The organism is Sulfoacidibacillus ferrooxidans, from assembly GCF_022606465.1.
GTDB classification, from domain to species: domain Bacteria; phylum Bacillota; class Bacilli; order Alicyclobacillales; family SLC66; genus Sulfoacidibacillus; species Sulfoacidibacillus ferrooxidans.
This window is the reverse complement of sequence record NZ_JALBUF010000002.1, coordinates 78,110-94,656: the sequence shown is the minus strand read 5'-3', so window position 1 is coordinate 94,656 and position 16,547 is coordinate 78,110. Positions and strand designations below refer to the sequence as shown.

The window sequence follows — 16,547 nt, the reverse complement described above, 5'->3', positions numbered from 1 at the left end:
CACTCATACTATATCATAATACTCAGATACCTTGAACCATTGATCCAAAGGGAGATTTAATATCTTGATCAAAAATGGGTGAATCAATAAAATCAGGGTCAAGATACACGGTAAATGCAACATTGGCCACTGAAAAATCACCCATATTAAAATAAGCAGCTGTTTTTGTTACAGCATGCGAGTCCCATCCATTTTGAATATTTTGCCCAAAAAAGATGCCACTATCATTTGCTTGTGCAGATGTTTTGATTACTCCACAGTTTACCCAAACCGCCATCGCCAGTAGCCTCCCTCTTTCAAATTAAAAACCTTGAATATGCGCAAGCGATGGAGATTTAATATCATTATCAAAAATTGGACTATCAATGATATCCGGATCATTCAAAAGCGCCATATATACAGTTAACCAGTTGTGATCTCCGGATATTTCACCAATACCTGAGTTTCCTTTAGAATGACTATCCCATCCATTTTGCATGTTTTCCCCGATAAAAATACCACTGTCATTTGTCATCCCACCAACTTTAATCGATCCTAAATTCACCCACACAGCCATAGCCCATCCTCCAATCACGTTACTATACGCTCCATAGAAGCAATCTGTTCGCAACAGAATGCTGATGGGAATATCATAAGACACGTACAACATCATGAATGGAATCACTTTGCAAAACATGTGCATATGTATACCGCATAGGCACAAAACATGGATGAACAACTTGAGAAAAGAGGAAACACTATGGCTGATATAAAGATGAATATTGGACAGATCAAATTAGGATCGATTGCTCAAACTTCCGGGGTATTTGTAGGCTCTAACCTTCAAGCAAAATGGTCATCAACTAAAAAAGAGAATGATGGATTCGGGGATACAACGGGTGATCACAACAAAGCCGTTATCGATGCACGTGTACATGATGGTGATGCAATCGACACCATTCGATTACCACGCGACCACTACTTAAGCTACTCAAAATAGAGGTATACGAGTAGCATCCAAAACTGAAGAAGACATTCATTCAAACAACTGCCGTTTTTTAAATGGCAGTTTTTTTTACATAGCAATATTCAATGTAATATGAAATACACGCAAAACTCACTCAAAACGAATAGGTATCTCGTGACCTTTCCAAGCTTCTTGCGTATCTTCTTTGAACATGCGAACTTCAAGGTATCCCTGCTTGTAATTTGCGCGAATACGCTCCGTTTTCACGCGAATAGGAAGCGGTATATCGCGAGAAAAATCTCCTCGTCCTAATTCTGATAAAATCAGTTGATCATCGACCGCAGGTGTATAGGGTCGCTTAATCTGGCCAGAAAGCCGCAAGCGGTCTGGCAACACAGATATTTTCACATCCCCTGTCTGCACTCCTGGTAATTCTGCAATCACAATTAATTCGTGACGAGTCTGTATCATATCAATTCGCGGTGATCCAGAAGAAGGTGCTGGGCCACTAGGACTCTGCCCAGGTGCTCCACCACCCATTGCGCCAAATGGAAATCCACCGCCTGGCATACCAGGCATGCCCATCTGTCCTGGAGACCCAGTTGGGCCTCCAGGCATGGTTCCGGATCGATCTCCACCCTGTCCTGATTGCGAGAAAAAGGGTGCGGCACTCATCATATCGTTCATATTGATTGATTTCATCAGATTTTGAACAAATTCATCGCCAAATACACGGCGAAATTGCTCTGTCATCGACTGCCACGATTGGCCACCATCAAATCCCTGCGCCATCCTTACATCCCCTCTCCTTGTACTCGGGGACGATATGCACTATATTTTTCCGCCATAATCGAATCAATTACATCAGGATCCTCTACATGCCCACGCGTTCCAGGAAAGGTATTGTGACTCCCTGTTACCTTGCCAAATCCAGTATTTGATTTAGAGTATGCATCCCAATCCGCTTGAACGCTTTGCCCAAAGTTTACCGCAGAAGCACTTTCAATATTAGAAAAACGAATGTACCCAATGTTAAAAGTCATACGAATCCGCATGCAACCCACCTCACTATGCCCCCATAGTATGCAGGGAGCAAGCTTATGGGCACTCAGCGATCGTCCAAAATGATCATGCCGCAATTTTTCAGTTCTTGTATCGCTTCATCGATCATCTGCTCCTCTTTCGCAGCTAGCGTATGCCGATGCATCCCACCTGAAAGACTAAGCAACAATGGCGCCTTATGCTCCTTTACGGATTTTGTAAAGTGCAAAACATCTCGTCTAGAACTAAACATCAGACTCGCCACAAACTCTCCGTAAATCGGATGATCGACCGACACATCGAGTACCTCCACGCCAGCATCCACAAACGTCAATAATTCCTTCTCCGTCTGCTCCGGTGTGTGGCTAATGGTAATCGATCGAAAGACTCGTCCTGAGCGATGATGTGGATGGGTTTTTGGTTGGAAGTAGCCCTGTGGAGTTGCCACAATCGCAAAACCTTTCGCCCGTAAGACTGCAATATCCTGCACAATCACTTGTCGAGTGACACCAAAACGCTGCGCAAGATCAGTTCCTGTCATGGGGTTTTCACTTTCTTGCATTATGCGAATTAATTCATCACGCCGATCCATCTACAAGTCTCCCTCTACCAGCTACACATATTAATCGCCTACGATAAGCAGATCTTTTGTAAACTGAGTGAGTACCTGCGCGCTGTCTTCTGTGATCACGATATCATCTTCAATACGCACACCAAACCGTTCAGGAAGGTAAATACCAGGTTCAATCGTGAAAACCATCCCGGGCGTCAGGACTAATGGATTGCCTTTCATAATACTCGGATATTCATGTACATCTAGGCCCAATCCGTGTCCTGTACGGTGAGTGAAGTAGTCCCCATAACCCGCTTCAGTAATAACTGTGCGCGCCAACTCATCTACATCCTCAGCTGTTATTCCTGCAACGACTCCATCAACAGCTGTTTCCTGTGCTAGTAGTACCACATCATATACTTTACGCGCTTCGATACTTGGCTCTCCAAAAGCAATCGTTCTCGTTGTATCTGCAGCATAACCAGCAATGAGAGCGCCATAATCTAACACGACTAGTTCACCTTGTTCAATTTGCTTGGTTGTAGGGCCACCATGTGGCAAGGCGCCACGCGGTCCAGAACCTACAATAGTCCCAAATGGCGTTCCTTCAGATCCTAACTTTCGCATTTGATATTCCAACTCAGCTGCAACTTCAAGTTCCGTCATTCCCACTTTCAACAAAGGGAGTGTAGATGTCAATGCTGCATCGACTATCTGTGCTGCGCTTTGCAATAAAGCTACTTCGTGAGAATCTTTAATTAATCTTAGCGCCATGGGCACTTCATCTGCAGATACAAGATGCGTAATGCCAACTTGCCGCAACGCATGCTCTTCAAAGATTCTCATGTGACCTGACTCAATACCCACACGACTATCTTGATGCACACCAAGGTCGCTTGCAAATGCCTTCAACGCTTCAACTGGCCCTAACTCATCTGAATAGGTATACACATGGATCTGCAGAGAACGGGGTACACCACTTGCTTCGAGTTTTGGTAAAAGAAGCGCAGCATGTCCGTCCGCATTCATCCCAAAAAGTGTAAGACGTTCGCTCACATGCGCTGTCATTCCTGTTAAGTAGGCAAAGCTAGCACCCGGCCCTACAATCAGGTGAGTATATTCTTTTAACCTCAGTTCATGTGCCAACCGTTCCCACTTAGTCATCATATAATCCCCTTTGTGATCACTTCCTACTGATCATACCAAGGGAGAATGCCATCTTACAAGAGGAGATCTCCTTGCAATTCACGCCATATCGATCGCGCTGTACTTTCCCCAACTAAGGCAAAAGTTTTACGCAACATAGTTTGACCCGCTGCAGCTTCTAAAGAACATACTGCGTCTACGAACTGCTGAAGTGATCCGTATTGCAAAACCAACTCCGAACAAATCCGCGCATTCACTACCGTCGCCTGTACTTTACGGGCATTGCGAATAATTCCTGACTCCCGACTAAGCAAAGACTCTATAACCACTTCATCAAAAGTCATGACTTCACCAATCTGAAAAGCACAAAATGCTTGACGAAAAGCTGACCATCGGTGATTCACTACCGTTTTGCTAAAACCCGCACAAAAGATCAGCTTAGTAAGTAACTCAAAAAAAACTTCATCAGACCCACGCCATGTTGTTGCAGTCTGCAATCTCCTTCGCCCCCATTCATGTAATGGAAGCGTACAACTTTGTAGAAGATGACACCATAATGGGGGGAAGATAAAGAAAGTATGTTGGATATATTCGAATCATAGCGTCTATTTCCGAAAATGAATCTTCGTACTGGGTCTGCGAAATTTTTTCTGTTGCTTCCCGATCCGACTTCGTCCTTGGCGAAATGCTACAATACCTGCCGCAATAAATAGAGCCAACCACAAAAACACAGCCGGTCCAATTGTCTCTGACTCATACGCAGGTTCAAAAGTAATCGTGGACGGCGTGGTACCGTCGATCTTTACAAACTGTCCATCTGCTGCAAATGTAGGTGTCCCAGGTGGAAGAACAACCGCTTGATACGCATCATAAAATTTAATGCCTGCAGCACTGTCTCCTCCATATCGCCAATCGCCTAGAACGGATTGGCCAATCGTCGTTTGGCGCAAAAAAGGATTGGTCGTTTGAAAGGGATCAGCCGAAAGAACTGCCCAAAGTAAAAAGACGACCATCGCACCGACCAAAAGCATAACATACGCTTGTGGCCGTCTGGAACGTCGTCTCTGAATATGAATTTTCGAAGATTGTAAACGCATATGTCCTGCCTCCAATCTCACGAGTTATTAGGCGACATCGCTATACTCTATGAGACAGGCAACATAATTAGCACCTTATCAACCTGCTACTCTTGTGCAGATACCATGGCAGCTAAGCGTTCTACTGCCTGTTCATCATCATTGCCATGAGCTTTTAATGTAATCCCTGCACCGCGCGGAATCACAAGTGACATCACGCCCATAATACTCTTCGCATTCACTGACTTCCCGTCTTTTTCTAACATGACTTCGCAACTAAACTTGTTTGCTTCCTGAACAAACAAGGCAGCTGGGCGCGCTTGCAAGCCCGTTCGCAAATTCACGGTCACGGTTCTCTCTGCCATGATCGTAACCCCCTATACCTCAAGTTCCATGCAACTTCATTTCATTCGTTATTATCACATTATACCAGACGACTTCTAACCACGCTACGATTCCTCGAAGATTCCACGATCTGCTCGTATTTTTTGTGCAATGCTATCTAATTTGCGCAAACGATGATTTAATCCTGACTTACTTACTTTATCAGGTAGTACCTCACATAACTCCTGTAACGTAATATCTGGGTATTGTAGTCTTTTCTCCGCAACCACACGCAATTTAATTGGAAGTTGCTCGAATCCAAGTACTTTTTCAATCAAACGAATATTATCCAACTGCCTAACAGCAGCCAAAATCGTCTTATTTAAGTTAGCCGTTTCACAATTGACTAAACGATTGACCTGGTTGCGCATCTCTTTGACAATACGCACTTCTTCAAAGTGCAATAATGCCTGATGAGCTCCAACCAAGCCAAGAAATTCAACAATTTTATCGCCCTCTTTCAAATAGACGATAAAACCTTTCTTTCTTTGCGTCTTTTTTGCATGGAGGTGAAAACTAGTAAAAACACGTAAGAGTTCATCAGCATTCACCACTGATTTGCAATAAATCTCCAAGTGATAGGAATGGCTGTCTGGGTCATTGAGCGATCCACTCGCTAAAAATGCTCCGCGCAAATAGGCCTTTTTACAACAAGTACTTTTTAAAATATCATGTGGTATACAGGATGAAATGTCTGTACTATCTCGCGCAATATATAGCTGTTCTAAGATGGTAAACACATTGTTGCGCAATCGAATAATATAGACGTTATTCTTTTTAAGCCGCATTTTTCGCTGTACAAGAACTTCTAAATTATACCCAGTTTCCGCCTTTAACAATCGATACATGCGCCGCGCAATGGCTGCATGTTCAGTCGCTAATTCTAAAGCGACAGGTTCAATATCTGTGTTGATTCTTCCACAATGTTGGACAAGCGCCGTCAACTCAGCTCGTTCACAACATGGTTTATCACTTATGGAAGTGAGTTCCTTCTTGGTTTGCGCAGCAAACGACACCCTCACTCACCTCAGTTTCATCTCTTACTTTATCTTGTGTTCCCGACCAATCAAGGATAACACCTGCATCGCAATCATATCCGCATCGTGTCTAGCGTACATTGCATAATGCAAAAAATTGCGCGCAATAACGGTCACACCAAGCGCATGCAGTTTTTCCACATCCGCATGAACAGGATACGACCCTTTTGACTCGTATTGATCGATAACAGACTGCGGAACAGGCGCTGAATTCACAATAATAATATCAAAAAATGATGACCCTACATGATCATAGATCGCTTGTACATGCTGTGAAGCAGTAAAATTGTCTGTTTCTCCAGGTTGAGTCATGACATTACATACATACATCACTTTAGCCTGTGATTTGCGAATCGCGTCTGCAATGCCTGGCACAAGTAAATTCGGTAAAATACTTGTATAGAGGCTTCCTGGTCCAATAACAATGGCATCAGCTTCTGCTATCGCAACAATGGCCTCAGGCAACGGATCTACATTGCTAGGCATGAGTTCTACTTTCTTGATACGCTTTCGGGCGAGCGGTATTTGCGATTCCCCAACAACACGTGAACCATCCTCAAAAGTAGCTGCCAGCGTAATGGCACGTCTTGCTGCAGGCAATACGCGACCACGAACAGCCAGAACGCGACTTGTCTCTTTCACAGCCGTCTCAAAATCACCAGTAATATTAGTCATAGCAGCTAAAAATAAATTACCGAAGCTGTGTCCAGATAATTCAGCACCCGAATCAAACCTATATTGTAATAACTCCGCAAGAAGAGGCTCCGTGTCCGCTAGCGCAATAAGACAATTGCGAATATCACCAGGCGGAGGCATATACAGATCCGAACGTAAACGCCCAGAACTTCCTCCATCATCGGCCACAGTAACAATTGCCGTAATCTCAGCATCTTTTGCTTTTAACCCACGCAACAACACAGGTTGGCCAGTCCCGCCCCCAATGACGACCACATGTGGACGACGAGCCATCTGCCGCTGAACCAATTTTTCACGTGTTCTATCTCGCAATTGCATGCCAGTTAAGGCTAATACCCCAAACACTACACAAAAGACCCCAATGATCAACCATTTTAGGCCATGTGACTGTTCTGTATAATTGCCAAGGAGAATACCGACACCAAGTGCGAGCAAGAGCCAAGCAAACTTTCGCACATGTTCTTTCATCGCTCACTTTCCTTGCCAAGATCGCGATGAGATACCATGACCGTATGCGACTTTTGTAAATGCTCTCGTAGCCTCTCTGCAATAGCAACAGAGCGGTGCCGTCCACCAGTACAGCCGATACCCACAACAATCTGTGACTTCCCTTCTTTGGAGTATTGGGGTAAAAGAAAATCAATCATTTCCAATAGCTTTTTCATAAATTCTTGTGTTGCAGGCCATTGCATTACATACTCATACACATCTGGATCTTGGCCTGTATGTGGGCGCAATTTCTCCACATAATAGGGATTCGGTAAAAATCGAACATCAAACACCAAATCCGCATCTATTGGAAGTCCATACTTAAACCCAAACGAGAGTAGATTAACCGTCAGCTCATCACCACGCCCTGAAGCACCATATCGCTTAGCAAGGATTTCTTTTAATTCAGCAGGCTTTAAACGGCTCGTATTTACGACAATATTCGCTCGCGCACGAACTTCTTGTAGCATGTCGCGCTCTCTAGCTATGCCTTCCACAATACGTCCATGCTCTGGTGCCATAGGATGTCTACGCCTTGATGCCTTATATCGTCGCACTAATGTTTCATCATCTGCTTCTAAATATAGAATCTGATATTCAACACTAGATTGTTCATCTAACTCTTCTAATGCTTCAAAGAGCGTTTCGAAAAACTCCCCACCACGTGGGTCGCACACTAATGCCACACGCTTAATCGTACCGTCTGATTGTCGTACCAATTCGCTAAACTTAAAAATAAGCACAGGCGGCAAGTTATCCACACAGAAAAAGCCTAAATCTTCCAGGCATTGCACGGCCACTGTTTTCCCGGCACCTGACATACCAGTAATAATTAACATTCGCACGCCTTGAGCCATCTGTGCCACTCCTTTTAAGAATACAAGGCCAATTTGCCTGCTCCTACTACTCCTGCATCATTACCAAGTAAAGCAGGTACAATACGAACCGCTTGTGAAACCCGCTGCAAAGCGTAAGATTGAAATGATTTTCGCACAGGAGCAAACAAAATCTCTCCAGCTCTTGCCATTCCTCCACCTATGACAATCACATCTGGATTCAACAAATTGGCTGCCATAGCGAGACCACGACCCAGTGTCTCCGCAGCCACCAGGATCACTTGCTGTGCAAGTTCATCCCCATGATTGGCTGCTGCAAACACATCCGCCGCTGTAAATTGTTGATATTCTAGTGCCGTCACTTCTCCACGAGCAATGCCTTCGTGAACTAAGCGAACCACACCCGTAGCAGAAGAAACTGTTTCCAGACACCCGTAATGTCCACAATTACAGGGTGCCCCCTGAGGATCTAACACGAGATGCCCAATTTCACCGGCCATATGGCTTGCCCCTTGCAAAACATGCCCGTCAATCACAATACCGCCACCAACACCAGTGCCAAGTGTAATACAAAGGGCACTGCGGAACCCTCTACCAGCTCCTGCAAATGACTCACCAAGAGCAGCGAGATTTGCATCATTCTCCATATATACAGGCATATGTAAAGCCGTTTGCAGTGGTTCAACAACGGCTACATCATGCCATCCAATATTAATCACTTCTATGGCAACGCCGAGATCTGAGTCTATAAAACCTGGAATGCCAATGCCTAGCCCCGTAACAAAAGAAGCATCCACTCCACTTTTTACAATCAAATCCTTAGTCAACTGTATAATTCGTTGTAAGATCCACTCTGAGCCTCGTACAGACTGTGTTGCTACCTCATCTTTTACTAGAAGATGTCCTTGTTCGTCTACGATGGCCCCTTTAATAAAAGTCCCACCTAAATCAATGCCAACTGCAACGCGCAAGCCCGTTTCCCCCTTGATCACTCCCATGTCTTTGAATGACATGTTGGTATCATTATTGTAGCACGCCACACAAAAAAAAGACGCAACGAGAGGCCATTGCCTTCGTCACGCAGATACAATCATCAAAAGGGGGTCAAATGTGCTACAAGAAGATCATAGTCCATAAAGATTGCATCGTGATTACACACACATGAAGTTCTCATGACCACAATGAGATTTTATGATATAATGCCCACTGCGTATCTACGGTTACTTCACAGATGTAGAAATCTTCTTGCTTTGATTGATCACAGACTCTAGTTGCGAAAAGAATTCCGGATACGTTTTAGCTGTACATCCTGGATTCTCAATGCGCGTACCAGGTACTCGTAACCCTGTAATAGCAAACGCCATGGCCATGCGATGATCGTCATACGTATGAATGGTAACACCTTCACGCAACCGTTCACAAGGTTCGATCTCTAATCCATCATCAAATTCCACTACCGTAACACCCAACCGATGAAGTTCTGTTACACACGCACGAATGCGATCCGTTTCTTTCATTCGGATATTTGCGACATTGCGAATACGCACCTTCCCATGAGCAAACGGTGCAATGGCAGCTAGTGTTGGAACCATATCAGACATGTCAAACAAATCCACATCAATGCCAGTTAGACCTTCTTTTGGTCCTGATAACTCTATCCAATCCTGCCCATAGTCTATACGACACCCCATATTAGCTAATACTTGTACAAAATGAGTATCCCCTTGCAACGATTGCTTTGAGAGTCCTACTATCTTCACGGTCCCACCGGAAATTGCTGCAGCAGCAAGAAAATAAGATGCCCCCGAAGCATCTGGTTCAATTGCATAATCCTGTGCTATATAGTTGCCAGGTGACACGTGAAAAACATGCCCCACTTGATTGACCTCTACGCCAAATTGCCGCATCATAGCAAGTGTCATCTCCACGTAAGGTGCAGATACAAGTTCACCTTGAACGACAATGGATACCGCCGTCTTGGCATAAGGTGCCGCCAATAACAGACCAGACACAAATTGACTGCTATCCTTTCCGCTCATCTCTACGGTTCCACCCGTTATCCCATTTGCCTCAATTAAAATAGGTGGGCATCCTGTACCTAATTCATCATCAATGCGCACATGTAGACCACGCAACGCGGTGAGTAGTGCCGCAATTGGACGCTCTCTCATCCGCTGTACTCCATCGATCCGATAGCGACCTTCTCCAAGACTGACAAATGCCGATAAAAAACGTGCACTTGTTCCAGAATTACCTATAAATAAGTCCAATCCATGGGTGTGGTGTAACGGATTGATCCCTGCACCATAAACCACAACCTCTTTAGCTTCTTCATCTGTGTCCACTTGATATCCTAATCGTCGCAAAGACTGAATAAAATAACGGCTATCATCCGAAAAGAGAGCGCCTCGAAGACGAGTCGTTCCATTAGCCAAAGCAGCCATGGGTAACGCTCTGTTTGTAATAGACTTAGATCCAGGAACACGTACACTCGCTACAATGGGTGCTAAACACATAGGAACTTCATAGACTGTCGTTTCAAATCCGCTACTCATCTTAACTCTCCCTTGTACTTTCTTGCAACGTTCATCCTCATGAACGGCCCAGAAAAACGCGGACATCTCCATTGCGGCGAGTCTTTTTTTGACGATCGAAGTATTCAAGGACAGCCACTGTGTACTTCCGACTAGCACCTAACTGATCCCGTACATCAGCCACTGTAAAAGGGCCCTTTTCTTCAAAAAAACGTTGCACGACTCCCTCAGCATCTTGCAATACACTTCTTCCGAGAAAAAGATCCTGACTAACAAAGATAATAACATCCGCCTGCACAAGTGCATGTAAGACCTGACGAACCATTTTTTCTTTGCCCTTATACATCTTTTCTAATTCTTGAACAGTAGGTGGCGAAAAGGGGTGATTCACAAGTTCTTCCACAATTGCTGATTGTAGTTGCTGTTCTTCTGCAGTCAATACGATATGTCGACCACGCTTTTGGACGCGTTCCGCATCTTGTTCAAGTAAACCTTGATCAGTCCACGCGGCAAGGAGTACCTCAACCATTTTCGCAGGTACACCCATTCCTTTTAATAATTGATACGCAACTGACTTTGGCATCCATAAGTCATATGTATTTTTTTCATAATAAAGATCTACCGCAACCATAAACTCTCGTGACCATCTAGCAATGAGCAACGTTGGAAAGTAAAGATCACCACTATAGTGCACCACATCTCCTGCTAGCACAAGTTCATCTCGTACAGCCACGATCTCTTCTATGGTTGCTGATACGGCACTTGCTAAATTAGCTAATAACACGCCAGGCGTTTCGCTCATTGCATCTAGTACCCGTTCGTTAATACTTCCTCCTTCACGCCGTGACAACTGTTCAAACACAGCATCACTATGACGTCTATGCAAGCGGGATGGATGTGCGTCGACCACACTCCCGCCTCCTAGAGTATACATAGGAGAGAAGCTACGAATGATAAAGTGATCTCGCGTTTCCACTACAACAGGTTGTTCGAGCATGAGTTGTGCCAACCCTTCCTCTCCCGCCTGTATCTCTTGTTCACGTAGTAATAAGATACGGCCAATCACTTCTGAAGTTCCATGATAAAAGCGTATACGCATACGGTGTTTTATGGAGAATGGACTATTACGCAAAACTTGGACTCTCACATCAATTAATCGACTAGTAGAAAGTGTATGCAAAGTAGCAAGCATCATCCCGCGTTTTAATTCATTTCGGACACTAGTAAACGCAACTGCTGCGCGCTGCCCAGCCATGGCCTGCTGTACTTGTTCTCCGTGAACTTGAATGGAGCGAACGCGCACTTGTTCATTCGCAGGCATCAGTTCCAACGTATCCCCGACGTGAATCTGTCCGCGCCAGATAGTACCAGTCACAACCTGACCAAACCCTGATACAGTAAAAACGCGATCGATCGGCATGCGCAGGTTACCAGTAATTGATTTTGTCTCTACATGAGTGATCGCATCTGCAATCATCGTGCGCAATGTATCTATGCCATACAAAGTTAGAGATGACACGTCAACCATCGGCGAATGTTCAAAGAACGTCCCCACAAGTTGCGAGCGAATCTCTTCGTGCATGAGTTCTAACCATTCATCATCGACCAGGTCTACCTTTGTAATCACAACAATCCCTACATGCAACTCTAACATTTGCAGTATATCAACGTGCTCACGAGTCTGTGGCATCATCCCCTCACGTGCATCCACCACGAGCAAGATGAGATCCATACCTCCAGCACCTGCTAACATATTGCGTATAAAACGTTCGTGTCCGGGGACATCGACCATCCCAACAAGCTGTCCATTTGGCAATAAGAGCGGGGCAAATCCAAGTTCAATGGAAATGCCCCGCTCTTTTTCCTCACGCGTACGATCTGTATCCATCCCAGTAAGTGCTTTAACTAACGCAGTTTTACCATGATCAATGTGTCCAGCCGTACCCACAATAACGAAATCCACACGCATACACCGATCCTCTACTTAACTTATCGCTTCATCCACCAATTATAAGGTTACAGTAATCGCTTGTGCAGCTTTAGCCAATGCTTTAACAGAAACCTCATAGCGACTCGCCACGATAGCCTGTGGTTCTGTTCTCCCCGCAGTGCGCCTAACTACGTATTCTAAAGCAGCTGACCAAACGCTTCGCTTCACAATCTTAGGAAGATCACTATACACATTCATCAAATAGCGAACCCATATGTCGTATGCGACATCGATCAGATCCGAGTCTCTCACAGTAAACGCCGATTGCACATCGCGAAAAACAGCTTCTAATGTTGGATTCCAGGATAACATGTGCTCCGCTTTTGTCGGCAGTTGAATAGTGGTCATCTGCCCACCCATGTATACATCAATAGATCCTATCACATGCATCATTTGCAAAACAAAAAGTCCATTCCAAATCATATCTTCGCCCTGCGTAGGATCTTTGACAAAATCACGCAAAATATGAATCGTCTCTGTATCATGCAGCACAGCTAATGCCTGTAGCGCTTCGCGCTTAGTAGCGCGCGGTCCGCGGAACAAAGCAAAATATAAAGATGAACGCACAGAGGGATCCTTTGCCCACGCCCCCACCTTAGCAAATGCACCAGAATGCACTTGAGCGTTCATGTTTGAACGCAAATGAAATGGCAATTGATAACTATAACTAAGGAGGACGCGATCCCCTTTTTCAATACCGCGATCCATTTCCTGCAAGTAATAATCAGCGATACCGCTATCCGGATCTAGCGCCTGAACTTCTAATAGCCACTGCTTCGCTTGTTTTAATCGATGCTGATTAGCACTAGCTGCTGCCAATGCAAAATACAGCGTGGGATCATGGCGGTCTCCAAACTGCACAAGTTGAAGAAAGATGCGATAGGCAGCTTGGTGTTCACCAAGAATCCCAAGTGTGGTAGCTAATTTATAGCCTTGATCAAACTGCAATGGCATTAATTTTGTCAAAAGCGAGATGAGTTGACGATATTCTTCATGCTCGCCACGCTGCCTAATAAACACCGCAAGATTACACAAAGCATGCACGTTCATCGGTTCTAATTCAAGCACTTCACGAGTGAGTTCAATCGCAGCATCAACATGTCCCAAATAATATTTTGCTAATGCTAAATTATTGCGCGCTGCAACTGCCTCAGGCTGTAGCTCAATCTCTTTTGCGAGTAAACCAATTGCTTCATGAAACTTACCTTCTTCTAATAATGTCCGCGCAAGATCGTGCTCCTTCGTTGACTCATGCTGCTTGCGCCTACTTTCACGCAAAATGTCTCCACCACCAAATTCGTGGATGAGCACATCAAGCATCTCATCTGCATCAGGAGCAAATTCTCCGGTTGGATCTACTTCTAAATATTTGACGACATGTTCTTCAGCTAGCTCATATTCTCCAAGGTTTGCATAGTTATTGGCCATATAAAAATAGCATTCAGCCATCTCAGGTGCGAGATCAGTCAGCACACTATGCAAAATTTCATTCGACTTCTCAAAATCTCCAAGTTCCGACAATACACCAGCCAAATTGCAGTGATTGACCGCATTACTTGGCTCACACTGAACAGCGCGCTCAAACGACTTTAGTGCGCGGGATAAATCATGTCGATTTAAATATCGAACTCCCCGCTCGAAAAAAAAGGCAGCGTCTGGTTCAAACGGAACAATTTTTGATTTTTTTCCCCGTTCTTCCATGAGGTAGCCTCCTTACCTTTCCTTCTGGGAGTAAAGTTACATGTTGATTAATCAAAGTATATCACAGTGACGTTTTCAATGTCATGCCGTCTATTTCATCATATTGTGCCTAAAATTGCTGTTATCCACCATTTTGATTATAATGAAGAGATATATGATGAAAAAGTGACGTTGCATATACATACATGGTGCAATAAGCAACAGACCAAAGCCTCTACAAGGCAAATGTAGACATGATTTTTGCAGCAGCACAATGAAGGGACGGAATATCCTGTGTACGGCATAAACGAATGGATAACAAAGGAATTAGCTAAACACGCAACGATCGACCTAGGCTCCTTAGTGGATTGGCTAGAAACTCCCCCTGATCCATCACTTGGAGATCTTGCATTGCCATGTTTTCGCTTAGCGAAAGAGCAAAAGAAAAGTCCACAGATCATCGCTACAGAACTGGCTCAACTGTTTGAACAAGCACCTATTATTGAACGTGCACAAGCAATTGGACCCTACGTCAATCTACACCTTGATCGCACAAAGGCAATGGCCATGTGGCTTGATGCACTTGCTGCAGATCGTTCCTTTTTTACTAGTACAGAGGGTGCTGGTCAGGTCGTAGCGATCGACTTATCTTCCCCAAACATTGCCAAGCCTTTTTCTATGGGTCATTTGCGCTCCACAATTATTGGAACTGCATTGGCTAATTTAGCTGAGTCCTCCGAGTATACAGTCTTTCGCATCAATCACCTAGGCGATTGGGGTACACAGTTTGGCAAAATGATTGTAGCTTATCATCGTTATGGTGATCTAGATGCGATCAAACAACATCCAATTTCCGAACTGAACCAATTGTACGTTCGTTTTCATGAAGAAGCAAAAGATCATCCAGAGTTAGAAGATGAGGCGCGAGCTGCATTTAAACAGCTAGAAGATGGAGATCCTAAAGCCCATGAGCTTTGGCAATGGATCGTAGATGTAAGCCTTGAAGAATTTAATAAAACATATAGTTTGTTAGGAACTCATTTCACACATATCCTGGGTGAAAGTTTCTACAATGACAAGATGGATGCTGTAGTGACAGAACTGGAAGAGCGCCATTTGCTCGTCGTAAGCGATGGAGCAGAAGTAGTATCTCTCGACACCTTCAATTTACCTCCATGCCTCATTCGTAAGTCTGATGGTGCGACGCTTTATGCCACTAGAGATTTAGCTGCAGCATTATATCGGCATAAGAACTTAGGCGCAAGTCGTCTGCTATACGTAGTTGGTGGAGAGCAGCGTCTACACTTTAAACAACTCTTCCACGTACTCGAACTCATGGGCTATGCGTTTGCACAAAACTGCGAGCATGTAGCGTTTGGTTTAATGAAGATAGACGGCAAAAAAATGTCAACGCGTAAAGGCCAAGTCGTGCGGCTACAGGATGTATTAGATGAAGCCATTGCAAGAGCAGAAGCGATTATTTCCGAAAAAAATCCTACTCTCCAAAATGCAGCAGAAGTTGCAAAAGCCATAGGCGTTGGTGCCGTTATCTTCAATGATCTAAAAACACACAGATTGCACGATATCGAGTTTTCTTTAGATCAAGCTGTCGCTTTTGATGGAGAAACTGGTCCATATGTACAATACACACATGCACGCGCATGTTCTGTGTTGCGTAAGGCCGGATTACTGCCGGAGACCGACTCACCAGCTGTCTCGGTGGCAATCCATTCAGTCCTTGCTATTGAAGAACATTCGAAGAAAGATGAAAGTATAGAGCAATACGCAAATGATGCAACCTGGCAACTCGCTAAGCAGATCAGTCAATTCCCTGAAATGCGCCAGCGTGCACTTGCAGAATCTGATCCTTCGTTAATAGCCAAACAAATACTCGATATATCTCAAGCGTTTAACCGATTTTATCACGACTGCCCTATTCTTACAGCTTCATCTGATGTGAAAAGCTGGCGTTTAGCACTGACAGATGCTACACGCCTAACCATCCGTCACGCATTAGATCTTCTCGGTATTTTGCATCCTGAACAGATCTGATCTATCGAACGAAAAAAGTGTGACCGCTTATAAAAAGCGGTCACACTTTTTCCGTTCACTATACTTTCACAACTTTTAAAATTTCGA

The 16,547-nt window shown here is 44.4% G+C and carries 18 protein-coding genes; 2 read left to right on the top strand and 16 right to left on the bottom strand.

Annotation, left to right across the window (positions count from 1 at the left end; translation table 11 throughout):
- Window positions 1-22: 22 nt before the first annotated feature.
- A complete protein-coding gene (locus MM817_RS05115; RefSeq protein ID WP_241712371.1) occupies window positions 23-277 on the bottom strand; it encodes a hypothetical protein in 255 nt (84 codons plus the stop codon).
- A gap of 24 nt (window positions 278-301) precedes the next feature.
- Window positions 302-556, bottom strand: a complete 255-nt coding sequence (locus tag MM817_RS05110; RefSeq protein WP_241712370.1) for a hypothetical protein — start codon at window positions 554-556, stop codon at window positions 302-304.
- A gap of 183 nt (window positions 557-739) precedes the next feature.
- On the opposite strand from MM817_RS05110, the gene MM817_RS05105 reads away from it, so the two are divergent.
- Window positions 740-979, top strand: coding sequence for a hypothetical protein (locus MM817_RS05105; protein ID WP_241712369.1), 240 nt, complete (start codon window positions 740-742; stop codon window positions 977-979).
- Window positions 980-1,096: 117 nt separating this feature from the next.
- Here MM817_RS05105 and MM817_RS16895 read toward each other — a convergent pair whose 3' ends face one another.
- The 14 genes from MM817_RS16895 to MM817_RS05035 all read right to left on the bottom strand — a co-directional run bounded on the left by MM817_RS16895 (window position 1,097) and on the right by MM817_RS05035 (window position 14,429).
- Window positions 1,097-1,738: an Hsp20/alpha crystallin family protein gene (locus tag MM817_RS16895; protein WP_272879738.1), complete on the bottom strand. Its 642-nt coding sequence runs from the start codon at window positions 1,736-1,738 to the stop codon at window positions 1,097-1,099.
- Between the two features lie 2 nt (window positions 1,739-1,740).
- Window positions 1,741-2,001 (bottom strand): spore germination protein, encoded by a 261-nt coding sequence (locus MM817_RS05095; RefSeq protein ID WP_241712368.1) that lies wholly within the window; start codon window positions 1,999-2,001, stop codon window positions 1,741-1,743.
- A 53-nt stretch (window positions 2,002-2,054) separates the two neighbouring features.
- Window positions 2,055-2,579, bottom strand: coding sequence for a transcription repressor NadR (locus MM817_RS05090; RefSeq protein ID WP_241712367.1), 525 nt, complete (start codon window positions 2,577-2,579; stop codon window positions 2,055-2,057).
- A gap of 30 nt (window positions 2,580-2,609) precedes the next feature.
- Window positions 2,610-3,704 carry a M24 family metallopeptidase gene (locus MM817_RS05085; protein ID WP_241712366.1) on the bottom strand — a complete coding sequence of 365 codons (1,095 nt, stop codon included), beginning with the start codon at window positions 3,702-3,704 and terminating at the stop codon, window positions 2,610-2,612.
- Window positions 3,705-3,760: 56 nt separating this feature from the next.
- Window positions 3,761-4,183, bottom strand: coding sequence for a DNA-3-methyladenine glycosylase I (locus MM817_RS05080; RefSeq protein WP_241712365.1), 423 nt, complete (start codon window positions 4,181-4,183; stop codon window positions 3,761-3,763).
- 108 nt (window positions 4,184-4,291) lie between these two features.
- Complete coding sequence (locus MM817_RS05075) at window positions 4,292-4,783, bottom strand: hypothetical protein (protein WP_241712364.1); 492 nt, start codon at window positions 4,781-4,783, stop codon at window positions 4,292-4,294.
- An 86-nt stretch (window positions 4,784-4,869) separates the two neighbouring features.
- Window positions 4,870-5,127 carry an HPr family phosphocarrier protein gene (locus MM817_RS05070; RefSeq protein WP_241712363.1) on the bottom strand — a complete coding sequence of 86 codons (258 nt, stop codon included), beginning with the start codon at window positions 5,125-5,127 and terminating at the stop codon, window positions 4,870-4,872.
- Between the two features lie 84 nt (window positions 5,128-5,211).
- Entirely contained in the window at window positions 5,212-6,162 is a 951-nt protein-coding gene (gene whiA / locus MM817_RS05065; RefSeq protein WP_241712362.1) for a DNA-binding protein WhiA, read from the bottom strand.
- Between the two features lie 24 nt (window positions 6,163-6,186).
- Window positions 6,187-7,347, bottom strand: coding sequence for a gluconeogenesis factor YvcK family protein (locus MM817_RS05060; protein WP_272879737.1), 1,161 nt, complete (start codon window positions 7,345-7,347; stop codon window positions 6,187-6,189).
- A complete protein-coding gene (gene rapZ, locus MM817_RS05055) occupies window positions 7,344-8,225 on the bottom strand; it encodes an RNase adapter RapZ (protein ID WP_241712361.1) in 882 nt (293 codons plus the stop codon). The genes MM817_RS05060 and rapZ overlap by 4 nt, the downstream gene beginning before the upstream one ends.
- A gap of 14 nt (window positions 8,226-8,239) precedes the next feature.
- Window positions 8,240-9,175 (bottom strand): ROK family protein, encoded by a 936-nt coding sequence (locus MM817_RS05050; protein WP_241712360.1) that lies wholly within the window; start codon window positions 9,173-9,175, stop codon window positions 8,240-8,242.
- A gap of 249 nt (window positions 9,176-9,424) precedes the next feature.
- Window positions 9,425-10,759 carry a 3-phosphoshikimate 1-carboxyvinyltransferase gene (gene aroA / locus MM817_RS05045; protein ID WP_241712359.1) on the bottom strand — a complete coding sequence of 445 codons (1,335 nt, stop codon included), beginning with the start codon at window positions 10,757-10,759 and terminating at the stop codon, window positions 9,425-9,427.
- A 37-nt stretch (window positions 10,760-10,796) separates the two neighbouring features.
- Complete coding sequence (gene selB / locus MM817_RS05040) at window positions 10,797-12,707, bottom strand: selenocysteine-specific translation elongation factor (protein WP_241712358.1); 1,911 nt, start codon at window positions 12,705-12,707, stop codon at window positions 10,797-10,799.
- A gap of 39 nt (window positions 12,708-12,746) precedes the next feature.
- Complete coding sequence (locus MM817_RS05035) at window positions 12,747-14,429, bottom strand: tetratricopeptide repeat protein (RefSeq protein ID WP_241712357.1); 1,683 nt, start codon at window positions 14,427-14,429, stop codon at window positions 12,747-12,749.
- 273 nt (window positions 14,430-14,702) lie between these two features.
- Here MM817_RS05035 and argS point away from each other — a divergent pair, with 273 nt between their 5' ends.
- On the top strand, window positions 14,703-16,460 hold the full coding sequence (gene argS / locus MM817_RS05030) for an arginine--tRNA ligase (protein ID WP_241712356.1): 1,758 nt from the start codon (window positions 14,703-14,705) through the stop codon (window positions 16,458-16,460).
- Window positions 16,461-16,547: the final 87 nt, after the last annotated feature.